This is a genomic window from Bradyrhizobium sp. SZCCHNRI3043 (assembly GCF_032377735.1).
Taxonomy (GTDB): Bacteria; Pseudomonadota; Alphaproteobacteria; order Rhizobiales; family Xanthobacteraceae; genus Bradyrhizobium.
Genome location: NZ_JAUHID010000015.1, coordinates 93,544 through 112,546, shown reverse-complemented (window position 1 = coordinate 112,546; position 19,003 = coordinate 93,544). Strand labels below are relative to the sequence as shown.

The window sequence follows — 19,003 nt, the reverse complement described above, 5'->3', positions numbered from 1 at the left end:
CATTCATGATTAGTAAGCAGCTTGATGATAGTTGTTCCGGCAACAACAACGAAGAGGACGCCGTGACACTGCTCAGCCGCATGAAGTTCCGCACCAAGCTTGCAAGCATGGTGATCCTTGCGATCGCAACGGTGATCGCGATCGTGGCCGTCTCCGGTTGGCTCAGCCGCGCGCGCATGCTGGAGGACCGCATCACCCAGATGCATACGGCGGTCGACCTCGTCTACGGCCTCGCGGAGACGCTGCAGACGGAGGTCGCGGCAGGAAAGATGTCGGTGGACGAGGCCAAGAACAAGTTCCGCTATCTTGCGCGTCGGATGACGTTCAACAACGGCCAGGGATATCCGATCGCCTACAACGCGTCCGATTCGGCGCTTCTTCTGAACGCCGCCAACGAGAAGCTGGAAGGCAAGATCCTCGGCACCAAGGACGCCAACGGCGTCATGATCGCCGATGCGCAGATCAAGGCTGCGCAGCAGAAACCCGAAGGCAGCACGACGTCCTATCTCTATCCCCGGCCCGGCCAGACCGAGCCGCTCAGGAAGGTCGTCTTCGTCCGCAGCTTCGCGCCGTGGAACATCGTCATGAGCTACGGGCTCTATGTCGACGACATCGAGGCGGATGTCTATGCACTGCTGATGCGGCTCGCGGGGATCGGCGCGGCGCTGCTCGTGCTGCTCGGCCTCCTGTCCTTCCTGATCTCGCACAACGTGGTCGGCGGGCTGCATCGGCTGAAGGATCGCATGCAGGACATCGCCGGCGGGCGGCTCGAGCAGCCGGTGGCCGAGACCGAGCGTGGCGACGAGATCGGCCGCATGGCCGAGACCCTGGAGGTGCTGCGCAAGACGGCGATCACCGCGCGCATGCTGGAGCAGGAGCAGGCCGCATCCAAGCAGCGTAGCGAAGCGGACAAGCGCGACGCGCTGATTGCGATGGCCGACCGCTTCGATGCCTCCGTCGGCCAGCTCGTCGCCCTGATGGCGTCCGGCGCCGGAGAGCTCGAGGCGACGGCAAAATCGATGACCGGCACGGCAGAGAGCACCAATGCGCGCGCCACCGCCGTCAGCTCCGCGGCGACGGAAGCGAGCTCGCGCGTGCAGACGGTCGCCACCGCTGCGGAGGAGCTGACCTCGTCGATCACCGAGATCAGCCGTCAGGTCGCCCAATCCGCCGAGGTCACCGGACGCGCCGTCGAAAGCGCGCGCCACACCGACGGGATCGTTCGCGCACTGGCCGACGGCGCCAAGCAGATCGAGCACGTTGCCGAGCTGATCTCCAGCATCGCGGGCCAGACCAACCTGCTGGCGCTCAACGCCACGATCGAGGCCGCGCGCGCCGGCGAAGCCGGCCGCGGCTTCGCCGTGGTCGCAGCGGAGGTGAAGAGCCTGGCCAGCCAGACCGCGCAGGCCACGCAGGAGATCGGCGACCGCATCGCCCAGATCCAGAACGCGACCAGGGAAGCGGTCGGCGCGCTCGACGGCATCACCCTGACCATCGAGGAGGTGTCGGCGATCGCCGCGACGATCGGATCGGCGATCGAGGAGCAGGGAACCGCCACGGCGGAGATCGCGCGCAACGTCACCCAGACGGCGCAGGCCACCCGCGAGGTCACCGCCAACATCGGCGGCGTCTCGACGGCGGCCAATGAGACCGGAAGCGCCGCCGGCCACGTGCTGATCGCCGCCGGCAACCTCTCCAAGCAGGCCGAGCAGCTCTCCCGCGAGGTCGACACCTTCCTTGCGGGCGTCAGAGCCGCCTGACCGCTTCGATCCGCCACAACGGCGTTGCCAAACGCTGACGCGGCCAGCGGCGTCAATTGTTCGGCGGCAGCTCCGCCGGCGGGTATTGCTGCTTGCCGGTGTTGAAGTCCATGATCTTGCGCGTCACGCCCGGCAGCATGGCCGAAATCGGATTGATGCGCACCACAGGCTGGCTCGGCGTGCCGACGACCTCGTAGGTCACGCCGAACAGCCCCTCATTGCTGCCGCCAAGGAACAGGCCGACGATCGGGATCTGGTTGAACATGTTGTTCAGCCCGTACAGCGGCACGATCGTGCCCGAAGCCCGGACCTGGTTGACGTTGTAGTCGATGCTGCCTTCGATGGTCAGGCCGAGCGTCGGTCCCTTGACCACGCCGTCGCGGATCGAGAGCAGCCCGTTCTGCCGCGTGAACTCCGCGCGCAGCATGGTGAAGGCGATGCCTTGCGAGGCGCCCTGTGCGGCGCCTGAGGCAGCGCGATCCAGCGCCTGCTCACCCCTGACGGTGAAGTTGCGAACGATCGCCAGGCCCTCCTTGGGGCTGGTGTCGGCCGTCGGCGGCTCCATCGCAAGCTCCAGCTCGCCGCCTGCCATCTTGGAATAGGTGTCGGCGAACCGCAGCAGCGCGCCGGCATCATTGGTCACCAGATAGATCACCTCGCGGCCCTGGCGGCGTGCCCGCGGATCGGCGCTGGGCGCCTCGCGGCCGATGCGCAGGTCGGCCGTCACCGGCGTGTCGCGGCCGACCTTTCCGCTCAGATTGAAGCTCTTGAAGGCACCGCCGCGCCTGGAGAGCTTGACGTCGACGCTGCGCAGCGCCTCGCCGTTGAAGCCGGCGACGGCGCCGAGCTTGACCTCGGCGTCGAAGTCGAGGTTCGAGCGCGCCTTGTTCTTGTCGGCGTCCTTGTTGGTACCCGAGATCGCCGACTTCAGGAAGCCGCGGCCGTCGAACACGTCGCCACGCATCGACAGCTTCAGCACGCCGTCCTGGCCGCGCTCGGCCTTGAGCTGCGTCTTGTCGCCTTCCGACGGCGAATAGGTCGGAAAGTTGGCGTTCATCAGGTCGCCGTTCTGGTCGACTTCCAGCGAGCCCTTGATGGAGACGCCACCGCCTTCGATGTTGATGTCCTCGAAGCGTGTCGATTGCTGCTTGGCGACAACGTTGAAGGTGGCCTTCCCCGATTTGCCCGGATTCTTCACCCAGCCCGGCAGCAGGTTGTCGAGCTTGAGCTGGGTCAGATCGGCCTCGACGCCGATGCGGCTGTCGCGATCGCTGGAGCCCGCGATCTTGCCATTGAGCTTGAGCGGCACGTTGCCGGTGATCGCGGTGCCCAGATCCATGCCGAGCCGGGCCCGGCTGGCATCGTCGAGGATCGCCTGCATCTTGATGTCGGCGTCGCCCTCGGTCGGCTTGCGATAGTCGAGCGTGGCCGGCTGGCCGTTGATCTTGACGTCGCCCTTCACCTGATAGCCGGCGGTGTTGGCCACGATCTTGAGCGTGTTGGCCTCGAGCTTCTGGTTCATCACCAGCTTGTCGGCGGCAAAGCCGTTGAGATCGGCCGTGACCGCGTAGCTGGTGTCGGCCTTGGTCAGTTCGCCCTTGACCGGCATCGCGAGATTGACGCTGGCCTGGAACGTTCCCTTGGTCTGGTTGGGATCGATCGGCATCGACGACAGATCGTTGAGCCGGTCGGAGGCGAGGATCTCGGCGGCAGCGGCGACCTGCCCTTCGACGCGCATGCGTACCCGCGACGGCGACGGCTTTGGCGCCATGTCCGGCACTTCGAACACGACATCGGAGAAGTTGAGCTTGCGTCCGGCCGGCGTATCCGCGACGCCCTGCCCGATCGTCACCGTCGCGGTGCGGCCGGTGACATGCGCCTTCACGTCGGCATCGCGCACCGACGGCAGGCCGTCGACCGGATGCACGGTGACATTGGTGGCGACGATGTTGACGTCGAGACCATCGTCGGGAATCGGCGGCCCCTTGCGCGGCAGGTTGCGCGTCGGCGAATTGACCGCGACATCGATCCGCTGCACCGAGCCGCGTTCGATGCGCTCGATGATCCAGGCCCGCACCTCCGGCACGATCAGCGCCGGCCAGATCCGCTTCATCGCCAGCGCGGGCATCGGCGTCGCCGCGAAGCCGAGCTTCAGCCGCGGCTCGCCGGCATATTCGACGCTGCCGGTGCCGGCGACGCCGATCTCGCCGTTGGACACCTCGGCCTGCGTCAGCAGCACGCGCTTGCCCTCGGTGTCGAAGCGGAAGTTGATCGAGATGCGGTTGAAGATCAGCGGCGGCTCGTTTTCGATGGCGCCGAGCAGAATGGTGCCGCCGTTGAGACCCAGCCGCCAGTCGTTTGCGGTGTCGTTCGGCGGCTCGAGATTGGCGTTGAGCGTGACGCGGTTGGCGCCCGAGATCACCTTCAACGGCGCGATCAGCACGCGGCGCCCGGCGTCCCATTCCATGCTGATCTCGGCGGAATCGATCGCCATCGGATAGTCGGGCGTATCGGTGTCGATGATCTTGCCCGCGCCGATGTTGATCTTGCCGCGCAGATAGGTCGGCAGCCCGTCGCGCGCGAGCTCGCCCTTGATCTCGCCGCTCATGGGCAGGTCCGCCATGTAGGTGAGATCCTTGAGCCGCATCGCCAGCAGGATGTTGCTGGTGGAGACCTTGTCGGCCTTGATGTCGACCGTCCGCACGCCGTTGGCCTGCGGCCCGACCAGGATGCGCAGCTGCCACGGCCTGGCGCCCTCTTCGCCGAGGCTCAGCGCCACCCCGCCGCCGGACGGCCGGCGCAGGCTGAGGCTGATGTTCTCGAACGTCCATTTGTTGCCGCGCTGCTGGTCGTCGACGACCAGCACGCCGTTCTTCAACCCGATCTCGTTCAGGTTCTGGCCATCGAGCCCGGTCAGGCTGAGGCTGTCGAGCCAGTCCAGGCCGGCGAGCAGGCCGTTCGGCGCAGCGGCTGGCGCGACGGCCGCAGGCAAAGTCGAAGTGGTCGGTGCTGACGGCTGCGAGCCGGCCTGCGGTCCCGGCGCATTGGGCGGTGGCGCGGCCTGTCCCGGCCGCGGGAATGTCGGCGGCAGGCCGGCGTCGCGCTTGGAGGCGACGCCCGTCGCCAGCGGCTTGTTGGTCTCACCCGTCGATACGGTGACGGTGCCGTCCGGCGTGATGCGGATCGCGAGCTCGGCGTCGACCAGCTTGAGGCTCTCGGCGCGCAGCTGGCCCATCAGCAGCGCAGCGCCGGACAGCCGCACCTCGGCCTTTGGCGCGCTGGCGACGATGGCGTGATCCTGATCGCGCACGATGATGTCGCGGATCCGGACCGCGATCCGGATCCGGCCGGCGCGCTCGATCTGGGTGCCGCCGACCTCGACAGTGTTGCCGTGGCCGATATTGTCCTCGATCGCCGCCGCGAGCCACGGCGTCGCCAGATCGAGGCTGATCGGGCCCGCACCCAGCCGCAGCCACAGGCCGGCGAAGCCGAGCCCCACGAGCAGCATCAGCGATGCTAAGGTGACGACGACCCGCTTGACCATGCGGCCGCCCGGCACGCGCGGGCGCGATCCGCCGAATCGACCGGTGCTCTCGCCCGAATCGGACCGCGACAACAGGCGGCGGCCGCGCTGCCCGGCCCTCTCGTCGGGCTCGGCGGCGGCCTCGTACTGGTCGGCCACATCCCAGTCGGCCTCATCCCACTGTTGGCCCTGGGTGTCCGCTTGCAGATGGGGCCGGTGGGGTGATGTCTGTCTTGCCATTGCCTCTCGGTGCCGGCCCCTCGTGTCCGAAATATTTCGTGCCAATCTGGCCTCGGCCAGGTTGGTCGCCGGTGTAGCCCCGCCCGTTCACGCAGCGCGCGTGCTCACTGCCGGCAGGGCCCGATCCCCCAATGATCCCGTCACGCTTCGGCGGGAGCTGTCAACACGCCTGCCGGCGGTACGCCGGCGGCGCGGACGACGCGCGAAATCCCCGTCACCATACCCCACCGCCGTCAGGTTTGCCCACCTGCTCGCGCCAGCGGACCGGCGCCGCTCCACCGCCGGACGAAATTTTTGGTGGAGCGTCTGATCCGGACGGTACGAGAGTCGTCATTGCACTGTGCTCGACTGCGCTGGTGCTCACGCCTGCTGGTAGCCATGATCTTCCCTTCATCGCAAGAGGCGTGATCCCCTGCGCGCCGCGAAGCACGGATGCCAGATCGATCCCGGGACACCGGACAAGAACCGAGATACTTTCATTTTTGAGCCGCCGAAAGCGACGAAAGGAAGGCGTATGTCAAAGGAATCACAAAAGAAATCCTCCAACCCGGCGTCCTACGGGGCGATTGACGGGAACCGGCTTGCCACCGCGGCCAAGAAGGCCACCAAGAAGACGGCCAAACCGACATTGACGAAAGCCGCCAAGACGACCTCCGCCAAGACCGCGACGACCAAAGCCGCGCCCACCAAAACCGGGGCGGCGAAGGCCAAGCCCGCGACGCCGGCTGCGGCCGGAACGGGCCTCGCCGAGGGCGCCAAGGCGCCCGCCTTCAAGCTGCCGCGCGATGGCGGCGGAACCGTCTCGCTGGCCGACTATGCCGGCCGGAAGCTCGTGCTGTTCTTCTATCCCAAGGCCAATACGCCCGGCTGCACCAAGGAGGCGATCGACTTCACCCGCCTGTCGAAGGACTTCGCCGCCGCCGGCGCCGCCGTGCTCGGCGTCTCCGCCGATTCGGTCAAGGCACAGGACAATTTCCGCGACAAGCACGATCTCGCCGTGCCCCTGATCTCGGACGAGACGCACGAGATGCTGGGGGCCTACGGCGCCTGGGGCGAGAAGTCGCTCTATGGCCGCAAGTTCCTCGGCATCATCCGAAGCACCATCCTGATCGGCGCCGACGGCCGCGTCGCCAAAGTGTGGCGCAACGTCAAGGTCGACGGCCACGCCGATGCGGTGCTGGCGGCGACGCGCGCGCTCTGAGAATGCGCCTGACGGCGTTGGCGGAAAATTAACCATGCAGAGGTCAAATCGCTCCCGTAAATGACGCCGCTGGAATGACGATCTCCGGCCGGCGCGGGAGTGCCGATGTCGTATCGTTCCGGCCATCACGCCGAATATCCCCAGCACCATCCTCATGATCGCGGGCACGCCCACCACCATCGGCGTGCACCCGTCAGCCATCCGGCGCAGGTCGCGGCCGCATCGCAGAGCGACTACACGCTGGTGCATGCCGGCAAGCAGGTGCGCATCGGCCCCGTGGTGTTCTGGATCGTGGTCGGCACCGTCAGCCTGCTCGGCCTCTGGTCGGCGGCGACCGCGACCTATTTCGCCTTCCGCGACGACGTGCTGACGCGGCTGATCGCGCGCCAGGCCGAGATGCAATACGCCTATGAGGACCGCATCGCCGAGCTGCGCGCCAAGGTCGACCGCGCCACCAGCCGCCAGCTGCTCGACCAGGAACAGTTCGACCAGAAGCTCGACCAGATTCTGAAGCGCCAGACCGCGCTCGAGGGTCGCGCCACCGCGCTGGGTAGCATGCCCGACGTGACCGGCTCGATCCGTCTGCCGGCACGCGGACCCGCGGCAACCGAGTCGGCGTCGTCCGCGCCAAAACCGTCGCCGATCAGCGACACCGTGATCTTCACCGCGCCGCCGGATCGCGAGGCCCGGCTCGAATCGCGCAGCCCCGTGATGGCGAATGCGCAGCCGAACCCATCGACCAAGCTCGCCGGCGTCGACAGCGTGCTGACGCGGCTGACGCGCTCGCTCGACCAGGTCGAGGCGCGGCAGATCGCGATGCTGTCCTCGGCCGAGGAGACGCTGGAATCGAAGCTGCGGCGGATGCGCGGCGTCATCACCGACCTCGGCCTCGACATGGGTCAGATCGAGGCGGCCGCGCCGAAGGGCGGCATGGGCGGCCCGTTCGTGCCGGTCAAGCTCGGCGCCGAATCTGGTCCGTTCGAGCGTCAGCTCTACCGCATCAGCATCACCCGCGCCCAGGTCGAGAAGATGAACCGCGCGCTGTCGCTGGTACCCTATCGCAAGCCGGTCATCGGCGAGGTCGAGTTCACCTCCGGCTTCGGCGTGCGCTCGGATCCGTTCCTCGGCCGTCCCGCGATGCATACCGGGCTCGACTTCCGTGCTGCCACCGGCGATCCGGTTCGCGTGACAGCGAACGGCAAGGTGGTCAATGCCGGCTGGGCCGGCGGCTATGGCCGCATGGTCGAGGTCGATCACGGCAACGGCCTCTCCACCCGCTACGGCCATCTCTCCGAGATCAACGTCAAGATCGGTCAGCAGGTGAAGATCGGCGACATCATCGGCGAGGTCGGCTCGACAGGCCGCTCGACCGGCCCGCATCTGCACTACGAGACCCGCATCGACGGCGAAGCCGTCGACCCGCAGAAATTCTTGCGCGCGGGGATCAGGTTGAGCGCTGGCTGATCAGCCCGCCACCAGCGCATCCAGAAAGCGCGACAGGTCGTCCCACAGTTCGCCCGGCTCCTCGAGTCCGATGCTGAGCCGCACCAATCCTTCCGCGGCATTCCACGGCCGCACCCTGCGGTCGGCGACCACATCCATCGGCGCGATCAGGCTGTGGGTGCCGCCCCAGGAGGCGCCGATCGCGAACAGGCGGACATGGCCGAGCGCCGGATTAATTCGCGCCGTGAACTCCGGCTTGATCACCAGGCTGAACACCGTGCTCGCGGCCTTGAAGTCGCGCGCGAAGATCTCGTGGCCGGGACAGGACGGCAGCGCCGGATGCAGCACGCGCGCGACCGCCGGCGCGGCCTGCAGGCGCTCGGCGAACTCGCGCGCGACCCGGCCGGAATGCGCCATGCGCACGCCCATCGTCTCGATGCCGCGCAGCGCCAGCGCCGCCTCGTCCGGCGAGACGCCGATGCCGAGCACGCCGAGCACCTCCTTCAGCGCTTTGCGCAGGCCGAGATCCCCAACCGTGATCGAGCCGAGCAGCAGGTCGGAATGACCGCCGACATATTTGGTCAGCGCCTCCACTGCGAAATCGACGCCATGCGCCAGCGGCTTGAACAGCAGCGGGCTCGCCCAGGTGTTGTCGCAACCGGTGAGCACGCCCCGCGCCCGCGCGGCCCGCGCGATCGCCGGCACGTCCTGCACCTCCATCGTGCCCGAGCCCGGCGACTCCAGCCAGACCAGCTTGGTGCTGGCGTCGATGAGATCGGCGATCCCGGCGCCGATCAGCGGATCATAGACGCGATGCGCGATGCCGCGCGAGGCGAGATAATTGGCGCACAGATGCCGCACCGGCGGATAGACGTGATCGGGGATCAGCACGGTGTCGCCGGGCTTGAGCACGGCGAGCATCGTGATCGCGACCGCGGCCTGTCCGGACGGCACCAGCACCGTGCGCTCGCCGCCATGCAGCGCGGTGATCTGCGCTTCCAGCGTCCGTGTCGTCGGCGTGCCGTGCAGGCCATAGGTGTAGCCGTCGAGGCCGCGCGCGGCGCGCCCGGCAAAGTCCTGCGGATCGTCATAGACGATGGTCGAGGCGCGATAGGTGGGAACGGCCAGCGACGTGAAGCCGTCATGCGACACGGCAGGATGCTGAACGCAGCGGGTGAGATCGTGCATGGACACCTCGTGAGACAATGCGTGCAGCCATCGTAACGCAAATGCGCGAGGTCAGGGGGGCGGTTTCGATAACCGAAACTGGGGAGTGACCGATCCAACTGAGAAGAGGCCGGCCGCTTGGCGAAAGGTCATCTTGGGGCACCGTCATTGCGAGGAGCGAAGCGACGAAGCAATCCAGAGTCGCACTCGCAGCCCTGGATTGCTTCGCTTCGCTCGCAATGACGGCTGATCGACCGCCATAATGGACGCCTATTTCAGCGCCTGTGAGACGCGCCGCAGCGCCTCGTCGAGTTCGGGCAACGCGAGCACGCCAAAGCCGAGACGGAATACCCGCGCCTCGTCGCCGAACCACGATCCCGGACCGACGCGAGTCTCGCGATCGGCCAGCTCGCGATGAAAGCGCGCCACCGCCGCGTCCTCGAACATCTCGCGCCTGAGCCTGATGCAGCACAGCGCGCCCGCATCCGGCCTGATCCATTCGAGCAGGCGGGCATGGGCGGCAACGAAGCCGGCGGTGCGCGCCAGACCCTCGGCAAGATGACGGCGCCGCTCGCCCATGATCCCGTCGAGATTCCGCAGGATCGATCGCGCGATCGCCTCATCGACGACCGAGTTCGATATCGTGGTGTTGAACTTGCCGAGCACGAGCTGTGCGCGCAGCGCCTCGTCCCGCGTGATCACCCATCCGGTGCGGATGCCCGGCGCGCCATGGCATTTCGAGAACGACGCGCAGCTGATGATGCGCCGATCCAGCGCGACGACGCTCGGACGCGGCTCCGCCTCGCCATGCACGGCGTCGCGATAGGTCTCGTCGACCAGCAGGAACGCATCGGGGCAGATCTCGTCCATCGCCGCGAGCACCTCGCGCAGCTCGGCATCGGACAGCGCCACGCCGGACGGATTCTGCGGCGAGGCCAGGCTGACCAGCCGCGTCCGCGCCGTCAGCAACGAGCGCAGGCGGCCGACATCGAGACGATAGCCGTCATCGAAATGCAGCGGCAGGTCGAGAACGCGCAGGCCCACCGACGCAAGCACGTTGCGCGCGTTGGGAAACGCAGGACGTCCGATCACGACCTCCGCGCCGGGCGCGCTGAGAACGAAGGCCGTCAGGAACAGCGCCTGCATGGCGCCGACGGTGGTGATGACGTCGTCAGCGCCGACACCATGTCGCGCGGCGATCAGCTCGCGCAGCTCGAGGTGGCCTTCGGTCGGACCATAGCTCAGCACAACATCCGTCAGCGCGTCGCCGAGCCCGTCCGCGAGCAGCTCGTCAAGCCCAAGATCCGGGCCGATGCTCTCGGCGAGATCGTAGCGGACCGGCTGCGAGGTCAAGCTGATGATGTCGTTGTACGGGAAACGGCTGGGCACGTGCGGCATGGCTGAGCTCCGAGTGATGCGCTCAAGCTACCGCCCGGGGGACTGGGGATGACAGATACAGAGACGCCCGATTGCCACCAGTACAGATTTGCGATTGGATGATCTGTATGGACCAGCGCACCCCGTCTTCGCCGCTCTACGAAGCCCTCGCCGGCCACCTCACGGCGCTGGTCGACGACAACGTCCTGCGTCCGGGCATGCGCGCGCCCTCGGTGCGCGCCTTCGCCGCCCAGCACGGCGTCAGTCTGACCACGGCGGTGCAGGCCTATCGCCTGCTGGAAGATCGCGGCGTGCTCGAAGCCCGGCCGAAATCCGGCTTCTACGTCACGCAGCGGAGCCACCGGCAACGCGCGCTGCCGACCGCGTCGCAGCCGCCGCAGCGCGCCAACCCGGTGGTGGCCGTCTCCAGTCCCGTCTTCAGCGTGCTCGCCTTTGCCGGCGACCCGACCTATGCGCCGCTGGGCTGCGCCCTCCCGAGCGCCGGCCTGCTCGCCGCCGAGCGGCTCGACCGTCATCTCGCCCGCTGCGCCCGCGTCCATGGCCGCCACTACAACATCTACGCCGATCCGCATGGCGATGCCGAGCTGCGCGCGCAGATCTCCGCGCGCGCACTGCGCCTCGGCCACGCCGTGCCGCCCGATGGCGTCCTCATCACCAACGGCTGCACCGAGGCGCTGAACATCGCCTTGAGCGTCACCACCCGGCCGGGCGATGCGGTCGCGATCGAATCCCCGACCTATTTCGGCCTGCTCCAGGTGCTCGAAGCCCGCGGCCTGCGCGCGCTGGAGCTGCCGACCGATCCGACCCGTGGCGTCGACGTCGCCGCGCTCGACAAGGCGCTCGGCGCGCGCCGCGTCGCCGCCTGCCTGCTCGCCTCGAGCTTCAACAATCCGCTGGGCACGCGCACCGACGATGCCAGCAAGGCCGCCATCATCCGCGTGCTCACGCGCCACGGCGTGCCGCTGATCGAGGACGACATCTACGGCGACATCAGCTTCGGCGACGACCGGCCGCGCCCATTCGCCGCGATCGCCCCGAAGGCCGACATCATCCTGTGCAGCTCGTTCTCGAAGACCATCGCGCCGGGCTATCGCATCGGCTGGCTCGCCTCCAACCGCCGCCACGATCAGATCCTTGCCGCGAAGTTCGCGCTGTCGCTGAGCGGCGCGGCCTTGCCGCAGAAGGCGATGGCGGATTTCCTCGGCTCCGGCGGCTACGACGCCCATCTGCGGCGCATCCGCAAGGTGTTCGCCGCCAACATGGACCGCATGCGCCGCACTGTCGACCGCAGCTTCCCCAAGGAGACGCGGATGACCGACCCCAGAGGCGGCTTCGTGCTCTGGCTGGAGCTGCCCGCGGATTTCAATTCCGACGCACTTTATGACCACGCCATCCGCGAACGCATCTGCTTCGTGCCCGGCAGCCTGTTCACGGCGACATCAGATTATCGCAACTGCCTGCGGCTGAGCTGCAGCCACGACTGGGACGCACGCATCGAGCGCAGCGTCGAACGGCTGGGGGAGCTGGCTCATGAGCCGCTCGCCTAGACACCGTTTCCTGAGAGCCGGCAATTGATGGGCGGTGGAAGTCTGGCCGTCTCCACCCTCGCCATGCTCCGCGAAAGCGGAGCATCCAGTATTCCGCGGCAGAAGATGCGAACCGCGACGTCTCGGCGTACTGGATCGTCCGCCTTCGCGGACGATGACAGCGATGGTTCAACCATGGATCTGCGCGAGCGGTCAGTTCAGCCCCGCCTAGCGCTTGGCCGGCAGCACGAACACTTGGCCGGGATAGATCAGATCGGGCCGGCGGATCTGCTCGCGGTTGGCACGGTAGATGACCGCATAGCGCGTGCCCTCGCCGAGCAGGCGCCGGCTGATGTGCCACAGACTGTCGCCGCGCGACACGGTGATCGTCCTGGCGCCACCGCCGCGGGCGGGTGATGCCGCCATGTCCTTGAGGTCGGCCGGCGATGCCGCCGCAAGCTGCGTGCGCGCGCCTGGAGCGCTTGCGCTCGCGGGAGCGGCTGCGCTCCCCTGGCCGGCGGCCGCGGGCAGCGAGGCCGTGGTCAGCGTCTCCGGTACGTTCAAAGGCACTTCCGCGCGGGCCTGAACCGTGCCCGATTTGGCATCCACCTCGTCGAGCCGCAACCGGTCCTTGCTGCCCCAGGCGGCGTCCTTGATGGTCGCCGCGAGACGACCGTCAGCACCGGCAATGGCCGAGCTGACCAGGCGATCGTTGAGATAGAGCCGCACCGTCGCGCCGGGCCGGGCCCGTCCACTGACGCGCAGATTTCCGTTCGGCTCGAAGTCCACGGCCTCTATCGCCACGGCCTGAGGCGTCGCCCCCTCAGGCTTCGACAGCACGCGGGTCGGCTGGTCCGGCGCGATCAACGCGACCGTAGGCGGTTGCTTTCGGGCGTCGACCACGACGGCCACGCTCTGCTTGGATGACACCTCGCGGCCGTCGAGCTGCCGTGACCGCAGGGTCAGGTCGAACGCTCCAGCCGGCAAGGGAGGCGGAACCATGGAGAATTGTCCCGATCGATCGGCAACCGTTTGCGCATGCGGTTCGCCGTTGCGCAGCAGTTCGACGGTCGCGCCGGGCGCGGCCCGGCCTGCGACCACGGTCTCCCCCGAGGGCTCCACGCTGACCACGTCGAACGACGGCTCGTCGCTGTCGAGAGCGGCTGGCGCGACCGGCGCCAACAGCGCTGCCAGACCGCTAGCCTGTTGTCGGGCAGTCGCCAGCGCGGCCGCAGCTTGCTTCGCGCCGCCCGGGTCTGCCGGCTCCTGCTCCACCACCGCGCGGCCCGGAGCCGCTGGGGCAGACGCCGCTCGCGGTGCTGCAGCATCCGTCGGGCTTGCGGCCGACGGCTCACGCTTGAAGATCGAAAGGTGGAGATCGATACCAGGCGCCAGCACGATCGCGGCAGCGCCCGCCGCGAGCGCGGCCACGAAACCGCCTGCCCAAAACACGCCTCGGCTGATTCCGGTGCTCATGCGTAGCTCCGTCCTGTTCGCGGCGAACACGGAGACGACGGCTCCGCCAGCAGGATGCTCGGTTCGCTCTTAGCACCATGTTCGCCGAAACGCCATCATTCGGCTGAACGGGCCCATGCTCGGCATCATCCCCTTTGGCCGAATACCCCCATGCCATTTTGCTGTTTCTTTTTTCCAGAAATCATGTATGATCTCCCCATCCCGCCTCGTTGCGAGGGGCGTACGCGTCGTCACGGACGTTGGGGCGGGCTGCGGTGGACGTGGGCTGCGATGCACGACGGGCATGGCCGCTCGCGGACGACGAAGTCGCGTGGTCCTGGCGCCCCGATGCTGGCGCTAAGTTCGTGCCGGTGCCGATAAAGTCACGGCGCGGATGACGGGGGCAAGAAAGCCCGGTCCCCGGGGAGATCGCGTATAAGTTGTTAAAACCATCGCGCAGGGAATGCCGGCTACGGCTTTGCCTGTGGTACCTGCCGCCTGCATTTTTTTCGCAGGCGGGCCATGGGTGAGGCCTTCACCCGGCATTCCCTGCGCCCTCGTTTCGAGGGCTCGCTGCCCGAAGCTCGGACGCTTATGCGTCACGAGGCATTTCGCATGCGGTATCAATTGCTGGTTGTTTGAGGCGGTGCCCAGCTCCCGCCCCACTGCAATGCACAACGCGTAGTCCTACGGTGCCCATCTTTTACGCAACCTTTAACGGATTGGGGCCTCTTGTTAGTTCCAAGGTTGGCATTCCGACACCGAATACGACTGGGCAGCTGGAGTTCATATCCGTGCGCAAGAATCTACCCGTCACGTCCAACGAATACCCGATCACCGACGAGACGCTGATCGTCTCGCGCACCGATCTCAAGGGCAAGCTGACCTATTTCAACGACCAGTTCGTCGACGCCGCGGGCTTTACGCCGGACGAGCTGATGGGCCAGCCGCACAACATCATCCGTCATCCCGACATGCCGGAGGCCGCATTCGCCAACCTCTGGGACACGCTGAAGCAAGGCAAGCCGTGGGCCGGCGCCGTCAAGAACCGTCGCAAGAACGGTGACTTCTACTGGGTGCAGGCGACCGCGTCGGCGATCCGCGAGAATGGCGAGATCACGGGCTACACCTCCATCCGCACCAAGCTGCCGGCCGAGCAGCGCGCCGAGGCCGAGAAGGTCTACGGGCTGCTGAATCAGAACAAGGCGCAGGGCTACGCGATCAGCGCGGGCATCATCCGCCGCCGCTCGGTGTTCGACCGCCTGTCGCTGTTCACGGGTACACTCAGGGCGCGCCTGACGACCTTGGCCGCGGTGCTGGGCGTGTTCATGCTGATCATCGGCGCGGCCGGCCTGCTGTCGACCCGCTCCACCAACGTCGCCATGAAGTCGCTGTACGAGGATCGCACGATTCCACTGGCGCAATTGCTCGAGATCAACGATCGCACCTTGCAGAACATGTCGTCGCAACAGTCCGCGGCGGCGAACGGCAAGGCCGGAAAACCGATCGACGGCATCAGGGCGCTGGTGGACGGAAACAGCGCCAGGATCACCAAGGTGTGGGCCGACTACATGGCGAGCTACCTGACGCCGGAGGAGAAGATCGTCGCCGATGCCTTCGCGATCAGGCGCAAGGCCTATCTGGAGGAAGGCATCAGGCCAGGATTGGCTCTGCTCGAGCAGGGCAAGTTCGACGAGGCGAGCCAGCATATCGCCACCAAGGGGCATGATCTGTTCGAGGCCGCCAAGCACGAGCTCGACAAGCTCGTTCAGATCCAGGTGAAGGAAGGCAAGGCGCTCTACGAGGAGGCCGAGAGACAATATCTGGTGGTGCTCGCGATCATTTCTGTGATGATCCTGGCGGGTATCGGAATCGGCGCTACGTTCAGCCTGCAGAGCATCCGCGCGGTGCTGCGGCCGCTCAAGGTGCTCAACGACGCGATGCAGAACATCAGCCAGGGCAAGCTCGACAACCGCATCCCGGTGGAGCGCGACGACGAGCTCGGCGAGGCGCTGCGCAACCTGCAGACCGTGCAGGCGATCGTCCGCTTCAACAGCGAGGAAGTGAAGGCAGTGCAGCACTCGGCCGAGGTCAAGCGCAAGGCCGGAATGAACAAGCTCGCCAGCGAATTCGAAAGCGCGATCGGCGGCATCGTGCAGACGGTATCTTCGGCGTCGTCACAGCTCGAGACGTCCGCCGGCACGCTGACCTCGAACGCGACGCGCTCGCAGGAGCTCGCCACTACCGTGGCCGCCGCGTCCGAGCAGGCCGCGACGAACGTGCAGTCGGTCGCCTCGGCCACCGAGGAACTGACTTCGTCGGTGACCGAGATCAGCCGCCAGGTGCAGGAATCGGCGCGCATCGCCAACGGCGCCGTCGATCAGGCGCGCACCACCAACGACCGCGTCAACGAGCTCTCGAAGGCAGCTGCGAGGATCGGCGACGTGGTCGAGCTGATCAACACCATCGCCGGCCAGACCAACCTGCTGGCGCTGAACGCTACCATCGAGGCGGCGCGCGCCGGCGATGCCGGCCGCGGCTTCGCCGTGGTCGCGTCCGAGGTCAAGGCGCTCGCCGAGCAGACCTCGAAGGCCACCGGTGAGATCGCCCAGCAGATCTCGGGCATCCAGGCGGCGACGCAGGAATCGGTGTCGGCGATCCGGGAGATCAGCACGACGATCGAGCGGCTGTCGGAAATCTCCTCGACCATCGCCGCCGCCGTCGAGCAGCAGGGCGCGGCGACGCAGGAGATCTCGCGCAACATCCAGGAGGCGTCGCGCGGCACCACCGAGGTCAATACCAACATCGTCGACGTCCAGCGCGGCGCCTCGCAGACCGGCTCTGCTTCGGGCAACGTGCTGTCGGCGGCGCAGTCGCTGTCGCAGGAAAGCGACCGGCTGCGGCAGGAGGTCGACCGTTTCCTCGGCAACGTGCGGGCGGCCTGAGCCGCCCCGCGCTCACCGCCCGGTCAGCCGGATCGGGCGGCCCTGACTGATGAAGGCGTAATGGCCGGCGCCGATGCCGCCGACCATCAGCGCCTCGACGACGGGCTCGGCGATCTCACCGGTCGCGGCCCAGTCGATGACGAAATTGGCGCCCGTGCCGCCGCGGGTGTCCTTGATGGGCACGAAGACCTCGACGGTCGCGAACGGCCTCAAGGCGACGGGCTCGCGCAGATGCGCCTCCACCAGCGTGCCGGCCGTATCGTAATAGTTGATGCGCCGGACGATCAGCGGCCGCTGCTCGGAGGCGTTGTGGATGCTCAGCGTCACCGAGAAATCGGCCTGGACCCGGCCCGGGGTCATCGCGACGCTGGAATAGACGGGGACATAGACGGCGCCCGTGACCGTGACGGGCTCCGCCGGAACTGGCGTCAGCGAGCTCGCGAAAGCGGCGGTCACGTCGTCCGCGGCCTGCGCCGCGCCGACCGCAGCAGCTGCGATGAGCAGCAGCGCGAATGCGCCGGTCCGGATGTGACAGATTGCGGGTTTCCTTGCGCGGCGGCACGACATAAGTTGCCGCCCCGGGGGGTGCTTCATGCATGAACTGATCGGCGACATCACGCTCTGCATCCTGTTTGCGTGGGTGCTTGGACTGGCAGCGCATAAATGGCGCCAGCCCTCGATTCTCGCTTATCTGGTCGCGGGCTTCGCCATTGGCCCCTTCGGCACCGGCTGGGTCAAGTCCCAGGAGTCGATTTCCGTGATCTCGGAGCTCGGCCTGATCTTCATGCTGTTCATGATCGGGCTCGAGATCGACCTCAAGAAGATCATCCGCGCCGGCCCGGTGATTCTCATCGCGGGCGGCGTCCAGCTGCTCGGCGGCGCCGCGCTCGGCATCCTGTTCTTCGTCGCGATCGGCATGCGGATGGGCGCCGAAAGCTACGACGCGCTCTATCTCTGCGTCGCCTGCGCGCTGTCCTCGACCGTCATCATCGTCAAGGTGCTGTACGAGAAGCGCGAGCTCGACACCCTGCCCGGCCGCATCACGCTCGGCGTGCTCGTGCTGCAGGACGTGTTCGCAATCCTGTTCCTGGCGGTACAGCCGAGCCTCGACGACCTCCATGTCAGCGTGATCCTGCTGTCGTTCGCCCGCGCCGGCACGCTGGTCGCGATCGCCCTGCTCCTCAGCCGCTACGTCTTGCCGCCGGTGTTCCATCGCATCGCGCGTACCCCGGAGCTGATCCTGCTCGGCGCGCTGGCCTGGTGCTTCCTGATCGGCGAGATCGCAGAAAGGCTGCACCTGTCACGCGAGATGGGCTCGCTGGTCGCGGGCGTCTCGCTATCGACCTTCCCCTACGCGCTCGACGTCACCGCCAAGGTCACGACGTTGCGCGATTTCTTCATCACGCTGTTCTTCGTCGCGCTCGGCATGACCATCCCGATCCCGACGATGTCCGTTGTCGGGCTGGCGCTGGTGATCGCGCTGTTCACGGTGGCGAGCCGGCTGCTCACCACCTTCACGCCGCTGTACATGATGCGGCAGGGCCTGCGCGCCAGCCTGCTGCCGGCGCTCAACCTGGCCCAGATCAGCGAATTCTCGCTGGTGGTGATCCAGACCGGCGCGGCCGCCGGTCACCTCAAGAACGGCACGTCGAGCGCGGCGTCTTTTGCCTTCGTGCTGCTCGCGGTGCTCTCGACCTTCGTCATCGTCCGCTCCGATCCAATCGCGCGGCGAAGCATCCCGCTGCTCAAGCGGATCGGTCTGCGCGACCTCGATGCAAGCAAGGACGGCGAGGCCGGCCATGAGGGCGGACACGGCGCCGAACGGCCGATCGTGCTGCTCGGATTCTTCCGCACGGCAAGCGCGCTGCTCAGCGAGATCGAGCGCAACCAGCCGGCGCTGCTGGAGCAGATCGGCGTGGTCGATTTCAACCCGGTCGTATTCCGAACCTTGTCCGATCGCGGCATCCAGGTGACCTATGGCGACATCAGCAATGTCGACACGCTGGTTCATGCGGGGGTCGGCCAGGCCGAGCTGATCATCCTGAGCATCCCGGATTCGCTGCTCAAGGGCGCCAACAACGAGAAGCTGGTGCGGCACGTCCGCAGCATCAATGCCACGGCCAAGATCGTCGCCACCGCCGACCTGCTCGCGGACGTCAACGATCTCTACGACGCCGGCGCCGACTATGTGACGGTGCCGAGGCTCAGCGATGCGCAGGTTCTGCTCAACCTGATCCAGGACGCCAGCGCCGGCCTGTTGTCGGAGCGCCGCAACGAGGCCGAGGCCATGCTCGCCGATCGCCGCGAGGTGCTGCCGTGAGGCCGGCGCGCATCCATCTTCCACA

The 19,003-nt window shown here is 67.2% G+C and carries 11 protein-coding genes; 6 read left to right on the top strand and 5 right to left on the bottom strand.

Annotated features, from left to right (window positions below; all coding sequences use genetic code 11):
- The first annotated feature begins 62 nt into the window (after positions 1-62).
- Positions 63-1,760, top strand: a complete 1,698-nt coding sequence (locus QX124_RS24685) for a methyl-accepting chemotaxis protein (protein WP_315737798.1) — start codon at positions 63-65, stop codon at positions 1,758-1,760.
- Between the two features lie 52 nt (positions 1,761-1,812).
- Here QX124_RS24685 and QX124_RS24680 read toward each other — a convergent pair whose 3' ends face one another.
- Positions 1,813-5,523, bottom strand: coding sequence for a DUF3971 domain-containing protein (locus QX124_RS24680; RefSeq protein ID WP_315798537.1), 3,711 nt, complete (start codon positions 5,521-5,523; stop codon positions 1,813-1,815).
- Positions 5,524-6,037: 514 nt separating this feature from the next.
- Between QX124_RS24680 and QX124_RS24675 the strand changes: the two genes are divergently transcribed.
- Both QX124_RS24675 and QX124_RS24670 read left to right on the top strand, forming a co-directional pair.
- Positions 6,038-6,724, top strand: a complete 687-nt coding sequence (locus QX124_RS24675) for a peroxiredoxin (RefSeq protein WP_315737796.1) — start codon at positions 6,038-6,040, stop codon at positions 6,722-6,724.
- A 105-nt stretch (positions 6,725-6,829) separates the two neighbouring features.
- Positions 6,830-8,188, top strand: a complete 1,359-nt coding sequence (locus QX124_RS24670) for a peptidoglycan DD-metalloendopeptidase family protein (RefSeq protein ID WP_315780601.1) — start codon at positions 6,830-6,832, stop codon at positions 8,186-8,188.
- On the opposite strand, the gene QX124_RS24665 is transcribed toward QX124_RS24670, so the two are convergent.
- Together QX124_RS24665 and QX124_RS24660 are read right to left on the bottom strand one after the other, a co-directional pair.
- Complete coding sequence (locus QX124_RS24665; RefSeq protein WP_315798536.1) at positions 8,189-9,355, bottom strand: trans-sulfuration enzyme family protein; 1,167 nt, start codon at positions 9,353-9,355, stop codon at positions 8,189-8,191. It lies immediately after the preceding gene.
- Between the two features lie 249 nt (positions 9,356-9,604).
- On the bottom strand, positions 9,605-10,732 hold the full coding sequence (locus tag QX124_RS24660) for a pyridoxal phosphate-dependent aminotransferase (protein WP_315798535.1): 1,128 nt from the start codon (positions 10,730-10,732) through the stop codon (positions 9,605-9,607).
- Between the two features lie 107 nt (positions 10,733-10,839).
- Between QX124_RS24660 and QX124_RS24655 the strand changes: the two genes are divergently transcribed.
- The gene (locus QX124_RS24655) at positions 10,840-12,279 is read left to right on the top strand and encodes a PLP-dependent aminotransferase family protein (protein WP_315780598.1); all 1,440 of its coding nucleotides are present in this window, start codon (positions 10,840-10,842) and stop codon (positions 12,277-12,279) included.
- A 207-nt stretch (positions 12,280-12,486) separates the two neighbouring features.
- On the opposite strand, the gene QX124_RS24650 is transcribed toward QX124_RS24655, so the two are convergent.
- The gene (locus QX124_RS24650) at positions 12,487-13,734 is read right to left on the bottom strand and encodes a LysM peptidoglycan-binding domain-containing protein (RefSeq protein WP_315798534.1); all 1,248 of its coding nucleotides are present in this window, start codon (positions 13,732-13,734) and stop codon (positions 12,487-12,489) included.
- Positions 13,735-14,507: 773 nt separating this feature from the next.
- On the opposite strand from QX124_RS24650, the gene QX124_RS24645 reads away from it, so the two are divergent.
- Complete coding sequence (locus QX124_RS24645) at positions 14,508-16,658, top strand: methyl-accepting chemotaxis protein (protein WP_315798533.1); 2,151 nt, start codon at positions 14,508-14,510, stop codon at positions 16,656-16,658.
- A 12-nt stretch (positions 16,659-16,670) separates the two neighbouring features.
- Here the strand turns inward: QX124_RS24645 and QX124_RS24640 are convergent, their stop codons facing one another.
- Positions 16,671-17,225 carry a DUF3124 domain-containing protein gene (locus QX124_RS24640; RefSeq protein ID WP_315798532.1) on the bottom strand — a complete coding sequence of 185 codons (555 nt, stop codon included), beginning with the start codon at positions 17,223-17,225 and terminating at the stop codon, positions 16,671-16,673.
- Positions 17,226-17,250: 25 nt separating this feature from the next.
- On the opposite strand from QX124_RS24640, the gene QX124_RS24635 reads away from it, so the two are divergent.
- Positions 17,251-18,978 carry a cation:proton antiporter gene (locus tag QX124_RS24635; RefSeq protein ID WP_315798531.1) on the top strand — a complete coding sequence of 576 codons (1,728 nt, stop codon included), beginning with the start codon at positions 17,251-17,253 and terminating at the stop codon, positions 18,976-18,978.
- The last annotated feature ends 25 nt before the right edge of the window (positions 18,979-19,003 follow it).

What these genes read in the sequence shown, in the direction of transcription:
- QX124_RS24680 (WP_315798537.1), bottom strand. Translation starts at nt 5,523, where the DNA reads ATGGCAAGACAGACATCACCCCACCGGCCCCATCTGCAAGCGGACACC.
- QX124_RS24660 (WP_315798535.1), bottom strand. Translation starts at nt 10,732, where the DNA reads ATGCCGCACGTGCCCAGCCGTTTCCCGTACAACGACATCATCAGCTTG.
- QX124_RS24675 (WP_315737796.1), top strand. Translation starts at nt 6,038, where the DNA reads ATGTCAAAGGAATCACAAAAGAAATCCTCCAACCCGGCGTCCTACGGG.
- QX124_RS24640 (WP_315798532.1), bottom strand. Translation starts at nt 17,225, where the DNA reads ATGTCGTGCCGCCGCGCAAGGAAACCCGCAATCTGTCACATCCGGACC.
- QX124_RS24635 (WP_315798531.1), top strand. Translation starts at nt 17,251, where the DNA reads ATGCATGAACTGATCGGCGACATCACGCTCTGCATCCTGTTTGCGTGG.
- QX124_RS24670 (WP_315780601.1), top strand. Translation starts at nt 6,830, where the DNA reads ATGTCGTATCGTTCCGGCCATCACGCCGAATATCCCCAGCACCATCCT.
- QX124_RS24665 (WP_315798536.1), bottom strand. Translation starts at nt 9,355, where the DNA reads ATGCACGATCTCACCCGCTGCGTTCAGCATCCTGCCGTGTCGCATGAC.
- QX124_RS24650 (WP_315798534.1), bottom strand. Translation starts at nt 13,734, where the DNA reads ATGAGCACCGGAATCAGCCGAGGCGTGTTTTGGGCAGGCGGTTTCGTG.
- QX124_RS24655 (WP_315780598.1), top strand. Translation starts at nt 10,840, where the DNA reads ATGGACCAGCGCACCCCGTCTTCGCCGCTCTACGAAGCCCTCGCCGGC.